General features: G+C 70.5%; 13 protein-coding genes. 7 read left to right on the forward strand and 6 right to left on the reverse strand.

Going from position 1 to position 15268, the window contains the following annotated elements; translation table 11 throughout:
• Positions 1–8: 8 nt before the first annotated feature.
• Positions 9–1103 carry a winged helix DNA-binding domain-containing protein gene (locus tag IZR01_RS08275; RefSeq protein WP_194899341.1) on the forward strand — a complete coding sequence of 365 codons (1095 nt, stop codon included), beginning with the start codon at positions 9–11 and terminating at the stop codon, positions 1101–1103.
• Positions 1104–1227: 124 nt separating this feature from the next.
• On the opposite strand, the gene IZR01_RS53040 is transcribed toward IZR01_RS08275, so the two are convergent.
• Positions 1228–2334, reverse strand: coding sequence for a phosphodiester glycosidase family protein (locus tag IZR01_RS53040; RefSeq protein ID WP_194923474.1), 1107 nt, complete (start codon positions 2332–2334; stop codon positions 1228–1230).
• 120 nt (positions 2335–2454) lie between these two features.
• On the opposite strand from IZR01_RS53040, the gene IZR01_RS08285 reads away from it, so the two are divergent.
• On the forward strand, positions 2455–3036 hold the full coding sequence (locus tag IZR01_RS08285; RefSeq protein WP_194899339.1) for a DUF4365 domain-containing protein: 582 nt from the start codon (positions 2455–2457) through the stop codon (positions 3034–3036).
• Positions 3033–3845 carry a hypothetical protein gene (locus IZR01_RS08290; RefSeq protein ID WP_194899338.1) on the forward strand — a complete coding sequence of 271 codons (813 nt, stop codon included), beginning with the start codon at positions 3033–3035 and terminating at the stop codon, positions 3843–3845. The genes IZR01_RS08285 and IZR01_RS08290 overlap by 4 nt, the downstream gene beginning before the upstream one ends.
• A 349-nt stretch (positions 3846–4194) precedes the next feature.
• On the opposite strand, the gene IZR01_RS08295 is transcribed toward IZR01_RS08290, so the two are convergent.
• A complete protein-coding gene (locus tag IZR01_RS08295) occupies positions 4195–5547 on the reverse strand; it encodes an MFS transporter (RefSeq protein ID WP_323746735.1) in 1353 nt (450 codons plus the stop codon).
• 115 nt (positions 5548–5662) lie between these two features.
• Here IZR01_RS08295 and IZR01_RS08300 point away from each other — a divergent pair, with 115 nt between their 5' ends.
• From IZR01_RS08300 to IZR01_RS08310, 3 genes are all read left to right on the forward strand, one after another.
• Positions 5663–6235 carry a MarR family winged helix-turn-helix transcriptional regulator gene (locus tag IZR01_RS08300; RefSeq protein ID WP_194923475.1) on the forward strand — a complete coding sequence of 191 codons (573 nt, stop codon included), beginning with the start codon at positions 5663–5665 and terminating at the stop codon, positions 6233–6235.
• A gap of 112 nt (positions 6236–6347) precedes the next feature.
• On the forward strand, positions 6348–6911 hold the full coding sequence (locus IZR01_RS08305) for a type III secretion system chaperone family protein (RefSeq protein WP_194923476.1): 564 nt from the start codon (positions 6348–6350) through the stop codon (positions 6909–6911).
• Between the two features lie 236 nt (positions 6912–7147).
• Positions 7148–7537: a hypothetical protein gene (locus IZR01_RS08310; protein WP_194898855.1), complete on the forward strand. Its 390-nt coding sequence runs from the start codon at positions 7148–7150 to the stop codon at positions 7535–7537.
• 24 nt (positions 7538–7561) lie between these two features.
• Here IZR01_RS08310 and IZR01_RS08315 read toward each other — a convergent pair whose 3' ends face one another.
• A complete protein-coding gene (locus IZR01_RS08315; protein WP_323746685.1) occupies positions 7562–8536 on the reverse strand; it encodes a DMT family transporter in 975 nt (324 codons plus the stop codon).
• 105 nt (positions 8537–8641) lie between these two features.
• On the opposite strand from IZR01_RS08315, the gene IZR01_RS08320 reads away from it, so the two are divergent.
• Positions 8642–9712: a hypothetical protein gene (locus IZR01_RS08320; protein ID WP_194898856.1), complete on the forward strand. Its 1071-nt coding sequence runs from the start codon at positions 8642–8644 to the stop codon at positions 9710–9712.
• Positions 9713–9730: 18 nt separating this feature from the next.
• On the opposite strand, the gene IZR01_RS08325 is transcribed toward IZR01_RS08320, so the two are convergent.
• The 3 genes from IZR01_RS08325 to IZR01_RS54760 form a co-directional block, all read right to left on the reverse strand.
• Positions 9731–11512 (reverse strand): ATP-binding SpoIIE family protein phosphatase, encoded by a 1782-nt coding sequence (locus IZR01_RS08325; RefSeq protein ID WP_194898857.1) that lies wholly within the window; start codon positions 11510–11512, stop codon positions 9731–9733.
• Between the two features lie 393 nt (positions 11513–11905).
• Positions 11906–13729, reverse strand: a complete 1824-nt coding sequence (gene pknB, locus IZR01_RS08330) for a Stk1 family PASTA domain-containing Ser/Thr kinase (RefSeq protein WP_194923477.1) — start codon at positions 13727–13729, stop codon at positions 11906–11908.
• Between the two features lie 186 nt (positions 13730–13915).
• Positions 13916–15133, reverse strand: coding sequence for an eCIS core domain-containing protein (locus IZR01_RS54760; RefSeq protein ID WP_194923478.1), 1218 nt, complete (start codon positions 15131–15133; stop codon positions 13916–13918).
• Between the last annotated feature and the right edge of the window lie 135 nt (positions 15134–15268).

A 15268-nucleotide genomic window follows, 5' to 3' on the forward strand; every position in this document is an offset into this window, starting at 1 on the left:
TTCGGGCCATGCGGACCTTGAGCGCGGACGAAGTGCGGTGGCTGCGGGTACGCGCGCAGGGCCTGGCGGGCGAGGCGAGCCCGATCGTCGCGAGCCCGACCGTGGCCGAGGCGGTGCGGGGCGCGGCGGCGATCCAGGCGCAGGCGTCGGGTCCGGCGCGGCTTCAGGTCTGGTCGCGGACTCAGACTCGGACTCGGACTCCGACGCGCGGGCTGCGGGCGGCTGACGTCGACGCGGCCGTGGCCGCAGCCGCGGTGGTCCGCACCTGGCTCATGCGCGGGACGATCCACATGGTTGCCGCCGACGACCTGCGCCCCTTCCTCGCCGTGCTCGGGCCGGTGAATCTGCGCGCGGATCGGCGCAGGCGGGATCAGCTTGGGCTCACCGAAAAGCTCTGTGAGCGCGCGATGGAGGCGCTGCCGAAGATCCTCGGCGCTGGCAGGGCTCTGACTCGGGCCGAGATTGTTGCCGAGTTGGCCGGGCACGGCGTCGTCATTGATCCGAAGAGTCAACAGCCGCCGCATCTGCTCGGGTTCGCCGCGCACAGCGGTCTGATCTGCCGTGGCCCCGATGCGGCCCGCGATGAGCCCACCTACGTGCTGCTCGACGATTGGTCGGCCCACGTGCCGGCCACACCAGACCGCGAAACCGCCCTGGCCCGCCTGGCCACCCGCTACTTCGCCGCCTACGGTCCCGCGACCACCGCCGACCTCGTCGCGTGGTCCGGGCTGCCCGTTGCCGACGCGAACGCAGCCGTGGCCCTCATCCGCGACATCCTTGAGGAAGTCGACCACGACGGCCACCGCCTACTCCTGCCGCGCGGCACTGAACCCATGCCGCCCGAACACCCCTACCGCCTCCTGGCCCGCTTCGACCCCTACCTGCTGGGCCACCGCTCGCGCGAGCTGATCCTGGACCCCGCCTTCGCCAAGCGCGTCAACGCCGGCGGCGGGATGATCGCGCAGACGATGCTGGCCGACGGCCGCGTCGTGGGTACCTGGAAAGCCGGTCTGCTGGCGCCTTTCGAGCCGACACCGACACCGACGCCCGCCGCCGCGTCCCAAGCCTGGCAGCGTGAACTTGCCGCCGCCGCAGCCTTCTGACCCCGCCGATATCCCTCAATAGGAGTAATCCTGCGACCTATTGGGCATCTGCCCCGTGGCGGACATTGCAGGTGGTTATTGCAGGTGGCTATTGCAGGCGGTTGCTACAGATCCAGATCAGAACTCACCGCGCGTAGACGACGACGAAGTCCCGCTCGTTCCCGGACGTGAAGCGTTCCGCCGGCCCGAGCCACGACGCGGGCTGCGTCCACCGTCCGGTCGCGTACGTCCCGAAGATCGGTCGCGAGAAGTTGATGTCCAACTGCATGGCGCGCACCGCGCCGGCCCGCTGGAGATACTGCGCGAGTTGCAGAGGGGACGCCCCGTGCACGGCCGCGTAGAGCACCCTGCCGTCGGCCGTCACCCCGATCCCCGAGCGGTTGCCGTGCACGTCCGCCGAGTTGTTGGTGAAGCCCCACGTCCGCTCGTCCGCCGAGGTGCCGTTGTCGAGGTCCGCCGCGAGTTTGCCGTCGTTGATCATCAGGGCCAGGTTCTGCCGGACTCCCAGGACGTCGGAGCTGGGCAGTCCGCCGGGCCACGCCAGGACGTCCATGGAGCCGTCCTTATAGAAGACCTCGGACGCGGTACCGGTACGCAGCGATCCATAAGCCGTGCGTCCGCCTAGGTAGAACCCACCCCAGGAAGCGTCATTGGCCATGAGGAACCCACCGTTCCACCCGGCGACGAGCCCGCTCGCGCTCGCGGCATTCCCGCCCTGCCACCCGGACCCGCCGGGGACCTGCGAACCGGCGTGCAGCGCGAAGCGCACGGCCGCGGGGTCGAAGCGGGCGGCGAACGCGGAGCCGTCCCCGGCCAGTTCCACTCCCGCGGAGGTCGTCCGCCAGGCCGGAGCGTCCCCGACCGGCTCGGAGTCGAGGTACGGCGGCAGCTTCGTGGACGGCCCGCTCGAGGACGAGCCCGGCGCGACCGGCACGTGGTGCGTCGCGGACGAGGACGGGGCGGACGGCGAGGACGGGGAATTCGCCCCCGACGTTGAGGAAGCAGAGGAAAGAGCCGAGCCGCCCGGCGAAGCGGCGGCCGAAGACGAGGGCGAGGCGCCGCCGGACGACGGATTCCCCGGCTTCCCGGCAGCGGAAGCGGCGCCCTTGCTACCAGCCCCGGCGTCCGCGGCAGACGGCGAACCTCCCGAAGAACACCCGGTGACGGCGACCACGACCGCTGCGGCGGTCGCGGAGGCGAGACCGAGGCGTTTCCCGAAGATGCTGCTCACGTGGATCACTTTAGATGTTCACCCGGAGTCAACGGTAAGTGACCTACCGATGACGGATAGTCCAGGTTACTCTTGTATCAGGACCCGATAACCCCCATGAGAGTGCGTATAAGGGAAGCCATGACGGGGACGATCGACCAAGGGTTCCAGGCCAACGAGAACAAGACCGGGGGTGCCGGACGCCCCTTGACCCTCGGCGACTCCGGACACCAGGGCGACTTCGGTGAGACCTTCATCAGAGCCCTGGCCGCCGCGGCCAATCTAGACGCCCTGCGCTCCGACCGAGACCGGGTCGGGGTGGACTGGACGCTGCGCTACCCCGCCGTGGACGGACGCCGCGGGTTCCCCCTGATAGACGCCCAGGTGAAGTCCTGGTCCGACCCGCGCGGAAACGACGTCGCCTGGCGTTATCCGCTGGAGGTCAAGAACTTCAACTGGCTCGCCGGCCGTGACTACCTGGTGCCCAGGTTCCTGTTCCTGGTGGTGGTCCCGCGGGCTTCCTCGGCGTGGACGGACATCACCACGGACCGGCTAATCCTCCGGCACGCCGCGTATTGGGCGTGTTTCCATGACGCGCTCCCGTTGCCCGGAAGAAACCGGTCAAGTACGTATACAGTACGCGTCCCGCGTGAGAATCTGCTTACTATCAGGGCCCTGCACGGGCTGTTCGGCGATGAGTTCCGGGAGATGCTCACGTCATGACCGCTCCCACTTCCGCATCCGGCCGGGCCGCAAGGCTCCGGCCGGATGACGTACTCCGCTATTTGGCAGCGACGGGCTGGCGCAGAGGCCGCGACTACGGGCGCGGCCAGATCTGGGAGCTGGACCCGCCGCCGGGGGTCGCGAACCCGCACCCCTATGAGGTGCTGGTGCCGCTGGACCAGCGGCTGCGCGATTATCCGCTGCGCATGACCGACCTGCTGGAGACCGTCGCGAACGCTGAACAGCGGGACGCGGACTCGGTGCTCGGCGATCTGGACCTGCGGTGGGCGGACGTCCTCTACGTACGCCTCAACGAGTTCTCCCTGGCCGGTCTGGCGCCGGCCATGACCGGCCTACGGGATCTGGCGCTGGCCGCGGCGCGCGCCGTGGACACCAAGCACGCGTGGGGCTTCGTGCGCGGGGCCGAGGTCGGTACCTCGCGCACCGGAGTGCCGGTCCTCACGATCCGGACCGTCCTCACCCCGGACATCGGGGAGCCGGTGGAGCGGAAGGTGACGCGGACCATGTACGAGGGCGTGCTGGGCGCCTTCCGCGCGGCCATAGGGGACCACGAATCGCAGGCGTACTTCCCGATCGTGAACGGCTACCGCGCGACCCGCCCGACGCTCGCCAAGGAGGTCTGCGCGGCCCTGGCGCGCATGGGGGGACGGCAGCGCAGCGGCTATGAGTTGCGCTTCACCTGGTCGCCGGACGTCCCGTTCAAGGGCGACCAGGCGGTGTTCGAGTTCACTCCGCACGTGCTCGGGGAGGTGGCACGAGCGGCCAAGGAGCTGCGCGACTTGGGCTGACCGCGTTTTAGGCTGGGGTATGTCTTCCTCCATCCGCGGCGCCTATGAAGAGTACGGAGCGGAGGAGTATTACAAGCGCTTCGGGGCCGCGTACCGCAATCCCCATGAGATCGCGGTACGTGCCGTCATCCAGGAGAGCGTGGAGCGGAACTCTCTAGAGCTGAACCACGTGTTGGACCTGGCGTGCGGCAGCGGAGAGGCGACGCGTGCGCTTCTGGAGTTGGGCGCGGAGCAGGTTGACGGAGTGGACCCCTATACGGCCGCCGCTTATAGCGCCGCTACAGGGAGCTCTGTAGAGGAACTGAGTTTCGAAGACGTGGCCGCCGGTGCCCTGGCCGGCCGCCACTACTCACTGACGGTGTGCAGTTTCGCGCTGCACCTGGCCGACGTGTCGCGTCTTCCGCTGCTGGCGTGGCAGCTTGCCCAGGTCTGCGACGCGCTGCTGATCGTCACCCCGCACAAGCGGCCCGACCTGCGGCCCGAGTGGGGCTGGCGGCTCGTCGACGAGTTCGTCCGGGACCGGGTGCGGGCTCGGGCGTACCGCCACGGCGAGGGTGAGCAGACAGACGGCCAATAGGCCGCCGAACGCATAGCGGGATCCGCGTCCGCTGTCGTGGTGCGCGAACGCTACAGCGGTGGTCACCAGAAACACCCCGCCAGAGGTGCCGAGGCTGCGTGCGGTGTTCAGCAGCCCGCTGACGACTCCGGACTGCTTCTGCGGCACCGCCCCCATCACCTGTGCGTTGTTCGCCGGGGCGTAGGCGCCCAGCCCCAGGCCCAGGACGCCGAGCAGCGGGACCAGCACGGCCGTCTCGAACGGCAGCACCAGCAGCCCGGCCAGGGCCGCGACCGCCAGGCCCAGTCCGACCTGCGCCCGGCACTTCAGGAACGAGGCGCCGATCGCGAAGCCGACCGGCAACGTGGTCAGCACCAGTCCGGAGGCCAGCGCGCTGCTGCCGCGGGCCGCCATGATCACCGGGACCAGGACCAGCGGGCCGAACAGCACCAGGTAGCCGCCGGCCGCGCCGAGCAGGCCCCAGCGCACGTCGTGCTTCTTCAGCGGGGCCAGGTCCGGCCGGAACCCCGGGTTGCGCTCGCGGGTGCGGGGGAGCAGGTAGACGCCGCCGATCAGGGCCACCACGCCGACCGGGACGTTCACCCCGAACACCCAGCGCCAGCCGAGGGTGTCGACGAGCAGCCCGCCGACCGCCGGGCCCAGGCCCAGGCCCAGGGCCTGCGCCGCGGCCTGGATGCCGAGCGCCTGGCGCAGCTTCTCGCGCGGGGCGGCGTTGGAGATCAACGCGATGCTGTTGGCCTGGAGCATCGCGGCGCCCAGGGCCTGGACCACGCGGAAGGCGATGAGCGCGTCCAGGCTCGGGGCCAGGGCGCAGGCGGCGGAGGCGGCGGTGAAGACGCCGAAGCCGTAGATGTAGAAGAGCTTGCGGCCCAGGGCGTCGGACAGCCGGCCGGTCGGGACCAGCAGCAGGGTGAGCGTCAGCAGATAGGACAGCGAGACCCAGGAGACCGCGGACAGGGACGCGTGGAACTCGGTGCGCAGGGCCGGGTAGGCGAGGGTGGTGATCGAGGCGTCGAGCTGGCCCATGAAGGCGCCGAAGCAGACCGTCAGGATGGCCAGCCGCCAGGCTGTGGGCAGCGTGCGTATGCGTTCGGGGCGTGGGCGCTCGCGGAGGAGGACGTTCACAATTTCCAGCGTACTCCGAAAGTTTCGGACACCGAAATATTCGGAGCGCCGACACTGTGTCTCAACCGTGCGGAGGGGCGGGCGCAACCGGGCCCTCGTCTTCTAAGGTGCGGACATGCCAACGCCGGTGCCGCAGACCCCGCAGACCCCGCCCGCCCAGCCGTCCGCCGGTCCGGAACTGACCCCGGACGCGACCGCGCAGCAGCTCACCGACGTGGTGACGCGGCTGCGGCGCGCGCTGCGCACGTCGATCCGCACGGAGTACCCGTGGGAGGCGCTGCCGATGGCGCAGATCGAGCTGATGCAGGCGCTCAGCGACCGGTCCCCGGCCCGGGTCGGCGACCTCGCGGCGCGCCAGCGCCTGTCCACCTCCACGGTCAGCGGCCTGATCGGCCAGCTGATGACCGCCGGCCTGGTGGTGCGCGGCACGCACGCCGACGACCGCCGGGTCGCCGTGGTGGAGCTGACCGAGGCCGGCCGTAACCAGCTCGCCGACTGGCAGTTCGCGCACCAGCGGCGCATCGGCGCGGCGCTGGAACGGCTGGAGGGGTCCGAGCAGGAGGCGGTGGCCGCGGCGCTGCCGGCGCTGGCGAAGTTGGTGGAGTACTTGTTCGCCGGGTCTGGGTTGGGTGCTGAGGCCGGCGGTGCTGAGGGCGGCGCTGAGGGTGGCGGCGCGGGGCCGGAGTGAGGCCGTGCTGTGTGTTCCGGCATCCGAAGTCTCGCGCCGCGAGTACAGCCTCACGCCCGGGTGATGACAGGATGGAAGGGCCAACTTCTGAATCTGCCGCTGAGGACAACGCATGACCATCGACCCGGGAGCCATCCCGAACTTCGGCCCGCAGGAGCCGCCGCAGGGCCCGCCGCCGATCATCAAGCCGGACGCCAAGCTGATCGGTGACCTGTTCGAGCAGGTCGGGATCAAGTACGGCACGGATGAGGAGGGCGACACCGTCGCCTCCTGGCCGGGCTTCCGCCTCTACGCGATGTTCCGCGGCGAGGCCAAGGAGCTGTTCGCGATCCGGGCGTTCTACGAGCGGGCGTACCCGCTGGAGGAGAAGCAGGAACTGCTCGACGTCATCGACGAGTGGAACCGGGACTCGCTGTGGCCGAAGGTGTACACGCACACCAACGAGGAAGGTGTGCTGCGCCTGGTCGGCGAGTCGCAGATGGTCGTGCCGCAGGGCGTGAACGTCGACTTCTTCGTGGGCAGCGTCATGAACTGGGTGCAGGCCTCGATCGGCTTCCACAGCTGGCTGGCCGAGCGGCTGGGGCTCGAGGTCGAGGTGGACTCGGTCGGGCAGGGCGATGACGGCGATTCGGACGACGACGCGGACTCCAGCGGCTCCGGCGGCTCTGAGGACTGATATTCGGGTTCGGGTCGCTCCCGCGACTTCTTGGCGCGACTGCTCCTCGGCGCGACCGGCGGCTGACGTTTCCCCGTCAGCCGCCGATTCCGTGTTCGAGGCCGGACCGCGGCCGCAGCCGTCGTCGCGGCCCCCGGAGCTCCTCGTCGCGCTCCCCATCCCGCACAGACGTGTCAGCGGATTTCGGACGCTGCGATGTGCGCGCGCCAACCGCGCCGGAGTGTCAGAATCAGGGGATGGCGACGGGGCTCAGCAGGATCCGGATCGAGGTCGGCGGATCAGAACATTGGGGCGTCGAGGCGGCCGTCCGCCCGATGATCGACGGCCGCGACATAATCCGCGAGGCCTTCGTCTCCGGCCCGGGCCGGCCCCCCGAAGCACTCCTGCGGCCGAACGGCGAACTGCGCGCCGACACCGAGCCGCGCGAGGTGGTGCTCGCCGAGGCGGACTGCGCGCCGGACTGCTGCGGGGCACTGTGCGTGACGATCACCTTGGACGGCGAGCAGGTGGTGTGGGGCGGGTGGCGCGACCTGAACGGGCCCGCGCCGGTGCTGCCGGAGTTCCGGTTCGACGCCGGGGAGTATGAGGCGGAGATCGCTCGGGCGGAGCAGTCGGTCGGCGGGTGAGCGGTTGGTGATCGGCGCGCCAAGCTAGCGCCGCCGCCCACCCAACTCCACCGAGTACATCGCCGCCAGTACCAGCGCCGCCCCGATCCAGCCGCGCACCGCCAGTGTCTCGCCGGCCAGGACGCCGGTCACGCCCGCGAACACCGGCTCCATGGTCAGCACCACGGCGGCGCGCGTCGCGGGCATGCGGGCCTGCGACCAGGTCTGGAGGAAGAAGCCCGCGGCCGTTCCGAGCAGCGCCGTCACCGCGACCGAGGCCCACCCCGCGGTGCTCGACGGGAGCGTGAGCAGGTGGTGCCCGTGGCCATGCCCGTGGCCATACCCGAGCCCGCGCCCGGCCACCGCCAGCAGCAGCGACACCGCCGCGACCGTCCCGATCTGCACCACGGCCAGCGCGTAGGCGTCGCTCCGGTGCGACCACTCGCCGAGGCCCACGATGTGCACGGCGAAGAAGAACGCGCCGACGACCGTCAGCAACTCACCGCGGCCGACCGACAGGCCGTGGAGCGAGATCAGCCCGAGGCCCACGGTCGCCAGCACCACCGCCACCCACACTGCTGAGGGCACCCGGCGGCGCAATACTACGGCGGCGATCAGCGGGGTGAAGACCACGAACAGGCCGGTGATGAAGCCCGAGACCGATGCCGAGGCGGTTTGCAGGCCGAAGGTCTGCGCCGCGTACCCGGCCGCCAGCACCAGCCCGAGCAGCACGCCGTGCCGCCAACCGCTGCGTCCCAACCCGGCCAGCGTCTTCGGCCGGACCGCGAGCATCGCCGCGCACGCCACCGCGAACCGCAGCCCGAGGAAGTCCAGGACCGGCACCGAGGCGATGGCGTCCTTCACGACCAGGAACGTCGTGCCCCACACCGCGGTCGTGAACAGCAGCCCGCCGGTTGCCAGGAGCGAGGATCGGCGCGAGAGTGCGTAGGCGTCCGCGTACCGGCTCTGGCTCAGCGCTGATTCGGGGGCGGGGACGGGAGCGGGGACTTCGATGGTCACGCGTCGAGTGTTTCATAAAGTTGCCGAATAGCGGATTAATATTCGATCGGCGAGAAGCTCATCTCAGCGTCTTGGTACAGTGACCGCTCGAACCTGAATGCTAAGTTGGGGGACAAGACCGTGCTGGAAGCGTTGGCCGAGTTCGTTCGGGCCCGGACGACCGCGGAGGAGCTCGACGCCCTGCGCGAGGGCCAGGGGCTGTTCCTGCCGTCGGCGGCCGGGGCGGAGGTCTCGGACCTGATGGCGTCGCAGGACCCCGCGGAACTGACCGCCAACGTCGTGTCCGTGCGCAACCTCATGCCGGGCGGGGACCTCTTCCACACGGCCGTGCTGGCGCTGCTGTGCGGCACGCTGGTCGAGCGCGGCGCGGACCCGGGCGCGGCGATCGACGCCACCTTGGACCTGTTCATCCAGCAGCTGGACGCGCTCGCCGATCAGCGCCGGCGCGACGACAGGATCAGGACTGAAAGGACCTTGACCGACCGGATCGTCACGGACCGGATCATGACCGACGGGATCGTCACCACCGCCGGGCAGCTGACGTTCATGGCGACGATGACGATGCTGTCCCGCTCGGTCGGCACCCGCAAGCGCTGGCGCGGCCGCCCGGAGCTGATGGCCCGGCTGGACGGACTGGAGGAGGCCGGCCTGGTCCCCTGGTTCCTGCGCGAGGTGTTCACCCTCCACGACGACGTGGACCTGCTCCTGCTGGACCCGAAGAACCGCCGCGCGTACCAGTTCCGCATGGTCGGCGTCCGCGACCGGCTCTACCACTGCTACGCGCTGCTCCAGGACGCGCTCCTACGACACACCGGCCCCGGCTACCTGGGCGCCGAACCCGTCGACCCGGACATGGTCCGCTACGCGCGCAACCGCGACCTCGGCGAGGAGGAATTCGGGCAGGACGACCCCGGCCGCGAGCGCATGCACGACCACCTGCGGTTCAACTTCAGCGTGCCGGGCGCGGTGATCATGCCCGGCTCCGCCTCGCCGTCGGAGCTGCCGACGCTGGACGGGCTGCCGTTCCTTCTGGTCGAGCCCAAGGGGATGTCGATCAACTGGAATCCGTCGAACATGTACGGGGTGGTGCACGAGGCGCTCGCCGCTTCGGTGGAGTTGGTGCGGGAGTTCGACCAGGAGCGGGCCGAGGTGCTGTTCGTGAAGTGCGGGTTTTAGAGGGCTAGAGGGTCACCCCTAAGCCGCGGCCACCACAGCCAACGCCTCCAATGCGAACCAAACAACCTTCCCCGTGGAGGTCCGCCGCGACCCCCAGTCCGCCGACAACTCGCTCACCAAGAACAGCCCCCGCCCGCTCTCGTCCAAGTCGTCCGGCAGCGCCGCGGGCCGGGGCTCCGCGCCGACCTGGTCTGCCACCTCGCAGGTGAGCCGTTCGTCATACGACAGCCGGATCTCGATCGGGCCGGGGCCCGCCGCGTGCCGGACCGCGTTCGTCGCCAGTTCGCTGACCAGCAGCTCCGCCGTCTCGATGGTGTCCTCCGGCAGGCCCCAGGAGCCCACCTGCTGGCGCACGAAGTGGCGCGCTTCGCGGACCGCGTACGTCTCCGCCGGCAGTTCCCACGACGCCGACCGGGACGGTGCCCGGCCGATGCGCGCCACCAGCAAGGCCAGGTCGTCGCGGTCGCCTTCCAGGACCAGGGTGCGGGTGAGAGTGTCGCAGATCTCTTCCAAGCCGGCCTCGGGGTCGCCCAGGTTGTCCAGCAACAGCTGTAATCCGTCTCCGATGTCGCGGTTCTTCGACTCGACCAAGCCGTCGGTGCACAGCACCAGCAGCGAGCCCTCCGGCAGGTCCAGCGTCCAGGACTCGAAGGGGTCCGAGACGAAGCCCAGTCCCAGCGGGCGGTTCGCCGGGACGTCCTCGATCCGCGGCTTCACCGCCGAGTCCGGGTGGACGATCACCGGCGGGACGTGCCCGGCGCGCACGATCTCGCAGGTGCGCGCCTCGGGGTCGTGCACCGCGATGATGCAGGTGGCGAACAGGTAGCTGTCGGCCATGTCCGGGAGCAGGGCGTCCAGGTGCCCCATCAGCTCGGTGACCGGCAGTTCCAGCCGCGCCAGGGTGCGGACCGCGGTGCGGAGCTGGCCCATCACCGTGGCGGCCTGCATGCCGTGCCCCATCACGTCGCCGACCACCAGCGCCACCCGGCCGCCGGTCAGGGGGATGACGTCGAACCAGTCGCCGCCGACCTCGGCCACGTCGCTGCCGGGCAGGTAGCGGTGCGCCACCTCCATGCCGGGCGGCGGTTGGACGCGCTTGGGCAGCAGCGAACTCTGTAGGGTCAGCGCCTGCGATTTCTCCAAGTTGTACAGCCGCGCGTTGTCGATGCACAGCGCGGTGCGCCGGGCCAGGTTGTCCGCGAGTTCCACGTCCCGGCCGCAGAACTCGGCGCGCTCGGCGGGGTCGCGGTTGAAGGCCAGCAGGCCCAGGACCCGGCCGCGGGCCATCAGGGGGCTGATGAGCAGGGAGCGGCCGGCCATGGCGCGGTAGAAGTCGGGGCGGCCGAAGTCCTCGGCGGTGCGGTCGGCCAACTCGTCCGGGACCACCGGGAAGAACAGGGAGCGCCGCTCGGCCATGCAGCGGGCGAAGGGGGAGGCCGGCGGGCACACCGCGGTCTCGCCGATCGGGAGCGTGGACAGCCAGAACTCGATCGGCAGCGGGTCCTTCTCCGACACGCCCAGGGCCAGCCGGCGCACGCGGGCGCCGCCGTCCTTGAACGGCGTCGGGATCTCGTGGTGGGTGGCGACCCGCTCCTGGAGCAGGACCCACGTGGTGTCGGCGAAGTCCGGGATGGCGATGGCGACCAGTTCCTCGGCGGTGCGCACCAGGTCCAAGGTGGTGCCGATCTCCTCGCTGGCCCGGTTCAGCAGGGCCAGACGCAGGCGCACCGAGTCGGCGGTGTCGTGCCAGTCGTGCGGCGGCGCGGCGTGCCGGGGGGTGCGCTTATCACCTCCCGCCACGGCTGATCCCTGTTCGGGGACGCCCGATGTGCCGGAAAAGGGAGTGGCAGCTTGTCCCGCCACCGTGCGATCCACTGCCTGCTCCCGCCCTCTCGTTACCTGCCCACCGTGCGCCGTCGCTCCGGCGGCTCAGCCCGCCGCCTTGAGCCGGCGGATCATTCCGCCGCCGTCGCCCCGGCGGTTCACCCCGTCGCCGCCGGAGCCGGCTCACGTCCACTCATCCCCATACCCTTCCGGCAGACGGCTGACCATCGCTGACGCTCCGTCACCGGTCGGATACCACTCGGATACTGTCGAGTATGGGCATCCGGCGGGCCCGAACGGGCCGAATCGCTGAAGTCTTCCTCCCGGAAGGCGAAACGGAAGGCGCACGCGGTCCCGTCCTGCTCCCGTTCACGACAGCGGATTCTCGAAAATCGCAACGGGGTCCTTGTGCCGCGCATACGTCCCGGCCGCGGGCTGCTGTGAGTGAACGGTGTCGCCGAAGAACCATTTATTGACTTCTACGTTGTCGAACCCCGCGGCCGCCAGCGCGGCTTTGGCCTCGTCCTCAGAAAGTCCGGTCACGTTCGGTACCGGGAAAGTCTGGGCGCCCTTGGACAACGTGAGGGTGACGGTGGCCCCGGGTTGGGCGAACTGTGGGTTGACAGCCACCACCGAGCCCTGCGGCACGGTCTCGGAGAAGGCCTGGTCCGGGGCGATCACCACCTGGAACCCGGCCTGCCGCAGCGCCTGGGTGGCCGTATCAGTGCTCTGACCCGACTCGTCCGGCACCGCGACCGGCTTGGGGCCGCGGGACACGGTGATCGTCACCGAGCCGCCCTTCTTCACCTTGCCGGTCGGGTCCGGGGAGGAGCCGATCACCTGCCCGGACGGCACGCTGTCGCTGTAGTCGGGCACCACCTGCGGGTGCAGCCCGTCCCGGGTCAGCTCGGCCAGCGCGGCGTCCTGGGTCTGCCGCAGCACCGAGGGCATCGCGCGGAACTGGCCGCTGGTCACCCACCACGCCGCGATCCCCAGGATCAGCGCGATGACGACGATCACGGCCAGCGCGTAGTGCCCGCGCCGCGGCCGCCACGGCTGGTCGGCCGGGATCAGCTGGCGCGGCTGGTTCGGCGACGTGCGCGGCTTGTAGACCTGCTTGCGGCCGGGCTTGGTGGCCCGCGCGGCCGGATCGACCCGGGTCGGGTCCGACGGCAGCGGCGGGGGCGGCGGCACCGCGCGGGTGGCCTCCGGCGCCGGCATCATCCGGGTCCGGGCGAAGTGGCGCTGCCCGGACATGTCCGCGAACTCCGCGGTCGCGGTGTGGTCCGGATCGGAGTCCTCCGGGAGCGCGCCGAAGTCCAGCGCGGAGTCCGGCAGGCTGCCGATGGTGCGCAGCACCTCGGCGTGCAGGACGTTGGCGTCGGCGGGCCGGTCCTCCGGGTTCTTGGCCGTGGCCCGGGCCACCAGCGCGTCCAGCGCCGGGTCCAGGCCGCGCACGCTGCCCGACGGGGGCGGCACCTGGTCGTGGACGTGCCGGTAGGCGACCTGGATCGGGGAGTCGGCGACGAACGGCTTGGCGCCGGTCAGCATCTCGTAGAGCACGATCCCGGCGGAGTACACGTCCGAGCGGGCGTCGCAGACCCCGGATTTGACCTGTTCGGGCGCCAGATACGAGGCGGTGCCGACGATCATCCCGGCCAGCGACACCGTCGCCCCGGCCGCCGCCGAGCGGGCCAGCCCGAAGTCGGCGACCTTCACCGCGTACGCGTAGGTGCCCTGCTTGCCGATCAGCACGTTCTCCGGCTTCACGTCCCGGTGCACCATGCCGCCCCGGTGCGCGGCCCCCAGCGCCGACAGCACCGGCGCCAGCACCTCCAGCGCCTCGCGCGGGGTGAAGCGGCCGCGATCACCCAGCAGCTCGCGCAGCGTCTGGCCGTCGATGAACTCCATGACCAGATACACGTGCCCACCGTCGGCGCTCTGGTCGAACACCGCGACGATGTTCGGATGGGTCAGGCGCGCGGCGGTCTTCGCCTCCCGGATGAAGCGCGACACGAACTCCTCGTGCCGCGCCAGCTCCGGGTGCATGACCTTGAGCGCGACCACCCGGTCGAGCCGCCGGTCGGTGGCCAGGTAGACCGTTGCCATGCCCCCGCGAGCGATCAGGGAGTCGACCCGGTAGCGCTCGTCGAGGACCTGCCCGACCAGCGAATCGTCCAAAGTCTTGTCCACGTCGCAGAGTCTAGAACGTGTACGGCTCGGTGGTCGGGTGCGCTGACGGCGGGTTGCCAACTGACCACCCGGACACCCGGGCACCGGGCACCCGACCACCCGGCCGGATCATCGCCGGATCACCAGATCATCGCCGGATCAGTCGACACCGATGCCGATGCCGGATCAGTCGACGCCGATGCCCGATCAGTCGACGTCGATCTCGATGCCGGCCGAGCGCATGTCGTTCATCGCCGCCCGGGACGCGGCCTTGGCCTCACTGCCGCGCAGATGGCTGGGCCGGTACAGGTGGTGCGCCTTGATCTTGATCTTGATGCGCTGGTCCTTGTGCCGGCCGAACTTCATCTTGGCCAGGTAGATCAGCCGCTCGGCGCAGCCGTCCTCACCCTCGTGCTTGGTGGTCGTCCCACGGCGGGTGGAGCACGGGCTCGCGGACAGGGTGACGCGCAGCGTGTGGCTGTTCTTCCCCTCGTACATGCGCCGGCTGATGGCCTCCAGGACATCGCCGCCAGCCTCCATGGTGGCCACATTCAGGTGGCCGGAGCTGGCGAACATGATCGCCCGCTCGATCTCATCGCAGAGCTGGTCCTCGGCATGGTCCCGCGGCGACCAGGTGGAGGTCTCACTGGTGTAGTGGCCGAGCCGGACACCGTTCAGGCTCGCGTTGAGGATCACACAGAACCCGGGGTGCGCCGTCACCTCCTCGCCGGGCGCGTAGCGGGCGCGCTGGATCCCGCCGCCGTGCTCGGCACCGGACTGCGGCCCGGCAGCCCGCTGCACACCGGCCGCCAGCGCCGGTGCGGGCGCCAGCAACGACGACCCGCCGCTCATCACCCGCGACGCGTTCGCCTCGGCCTGCCGCTCGAACCGGTCGGAGGGATCGGACACCTTCAACCCAGACCCGTCGGCGGTCCCGGCGACCGGCCCCTGCCGCTGCTGGATGACGTGGGTCAGCTCATGCGCCAGCGTGTGCTTATCCGCTCCACCCGCACCGAGCACGATGTGGTTGCCGGAGGTATAGGCGCGAGCCCCGATCTCAGCCGCCGACGCACGCGCGGTCGCGTCATCGTGCACCCGCACATCGGAGAAGTCGGCACCCATCTTGGTCTGCATGTCATCGCGGGTCGTGCTATCCAGCGGACGGCCCGAACCACGCAGCACGTCAGGCACGGACGAGCGCTGAACCTCGTGCTGCCCCTCATGCCCACACCCGGCACCATGCTGATGCTGCCCGGCCAGCCACGGATCCCCGGCCTCCCGCATCAGCTGCACCACCGCGGCGTTCCCGACCGACGATTGCAGCGCGAGCAGCTGCGCAGCCGCCCCGGATCGTCGCGACGCCGGGCCCGCAGCCCGCTGTATCGCTTTCCGTCGCTCGTCGGCCTTCTCGCCGTTTGCGTGCATCGCTCACCAGTCCCCACGGGTCGCCGGCGCCGTGTCGGCATTCCTCGGTAGTGAGTAGACACCAGGTTGCCGGTGCTTTGACAGGCTCTCGGGGACATTGGGCGCTGCCCTTGTGGGCAGTTGGGGGTGGTGGGT

This window comes from Catenulispora pinisilvae (assembly GCF_015356865.1).
In the GTDB taxonomy this organism is placed as follows: domain Bacteria; phylum Actinomycetota; class Actinomycetes; order Streptomycetales; family Catenulisporaceae; genus Catenulispora; species Catenulispora pinisilvae.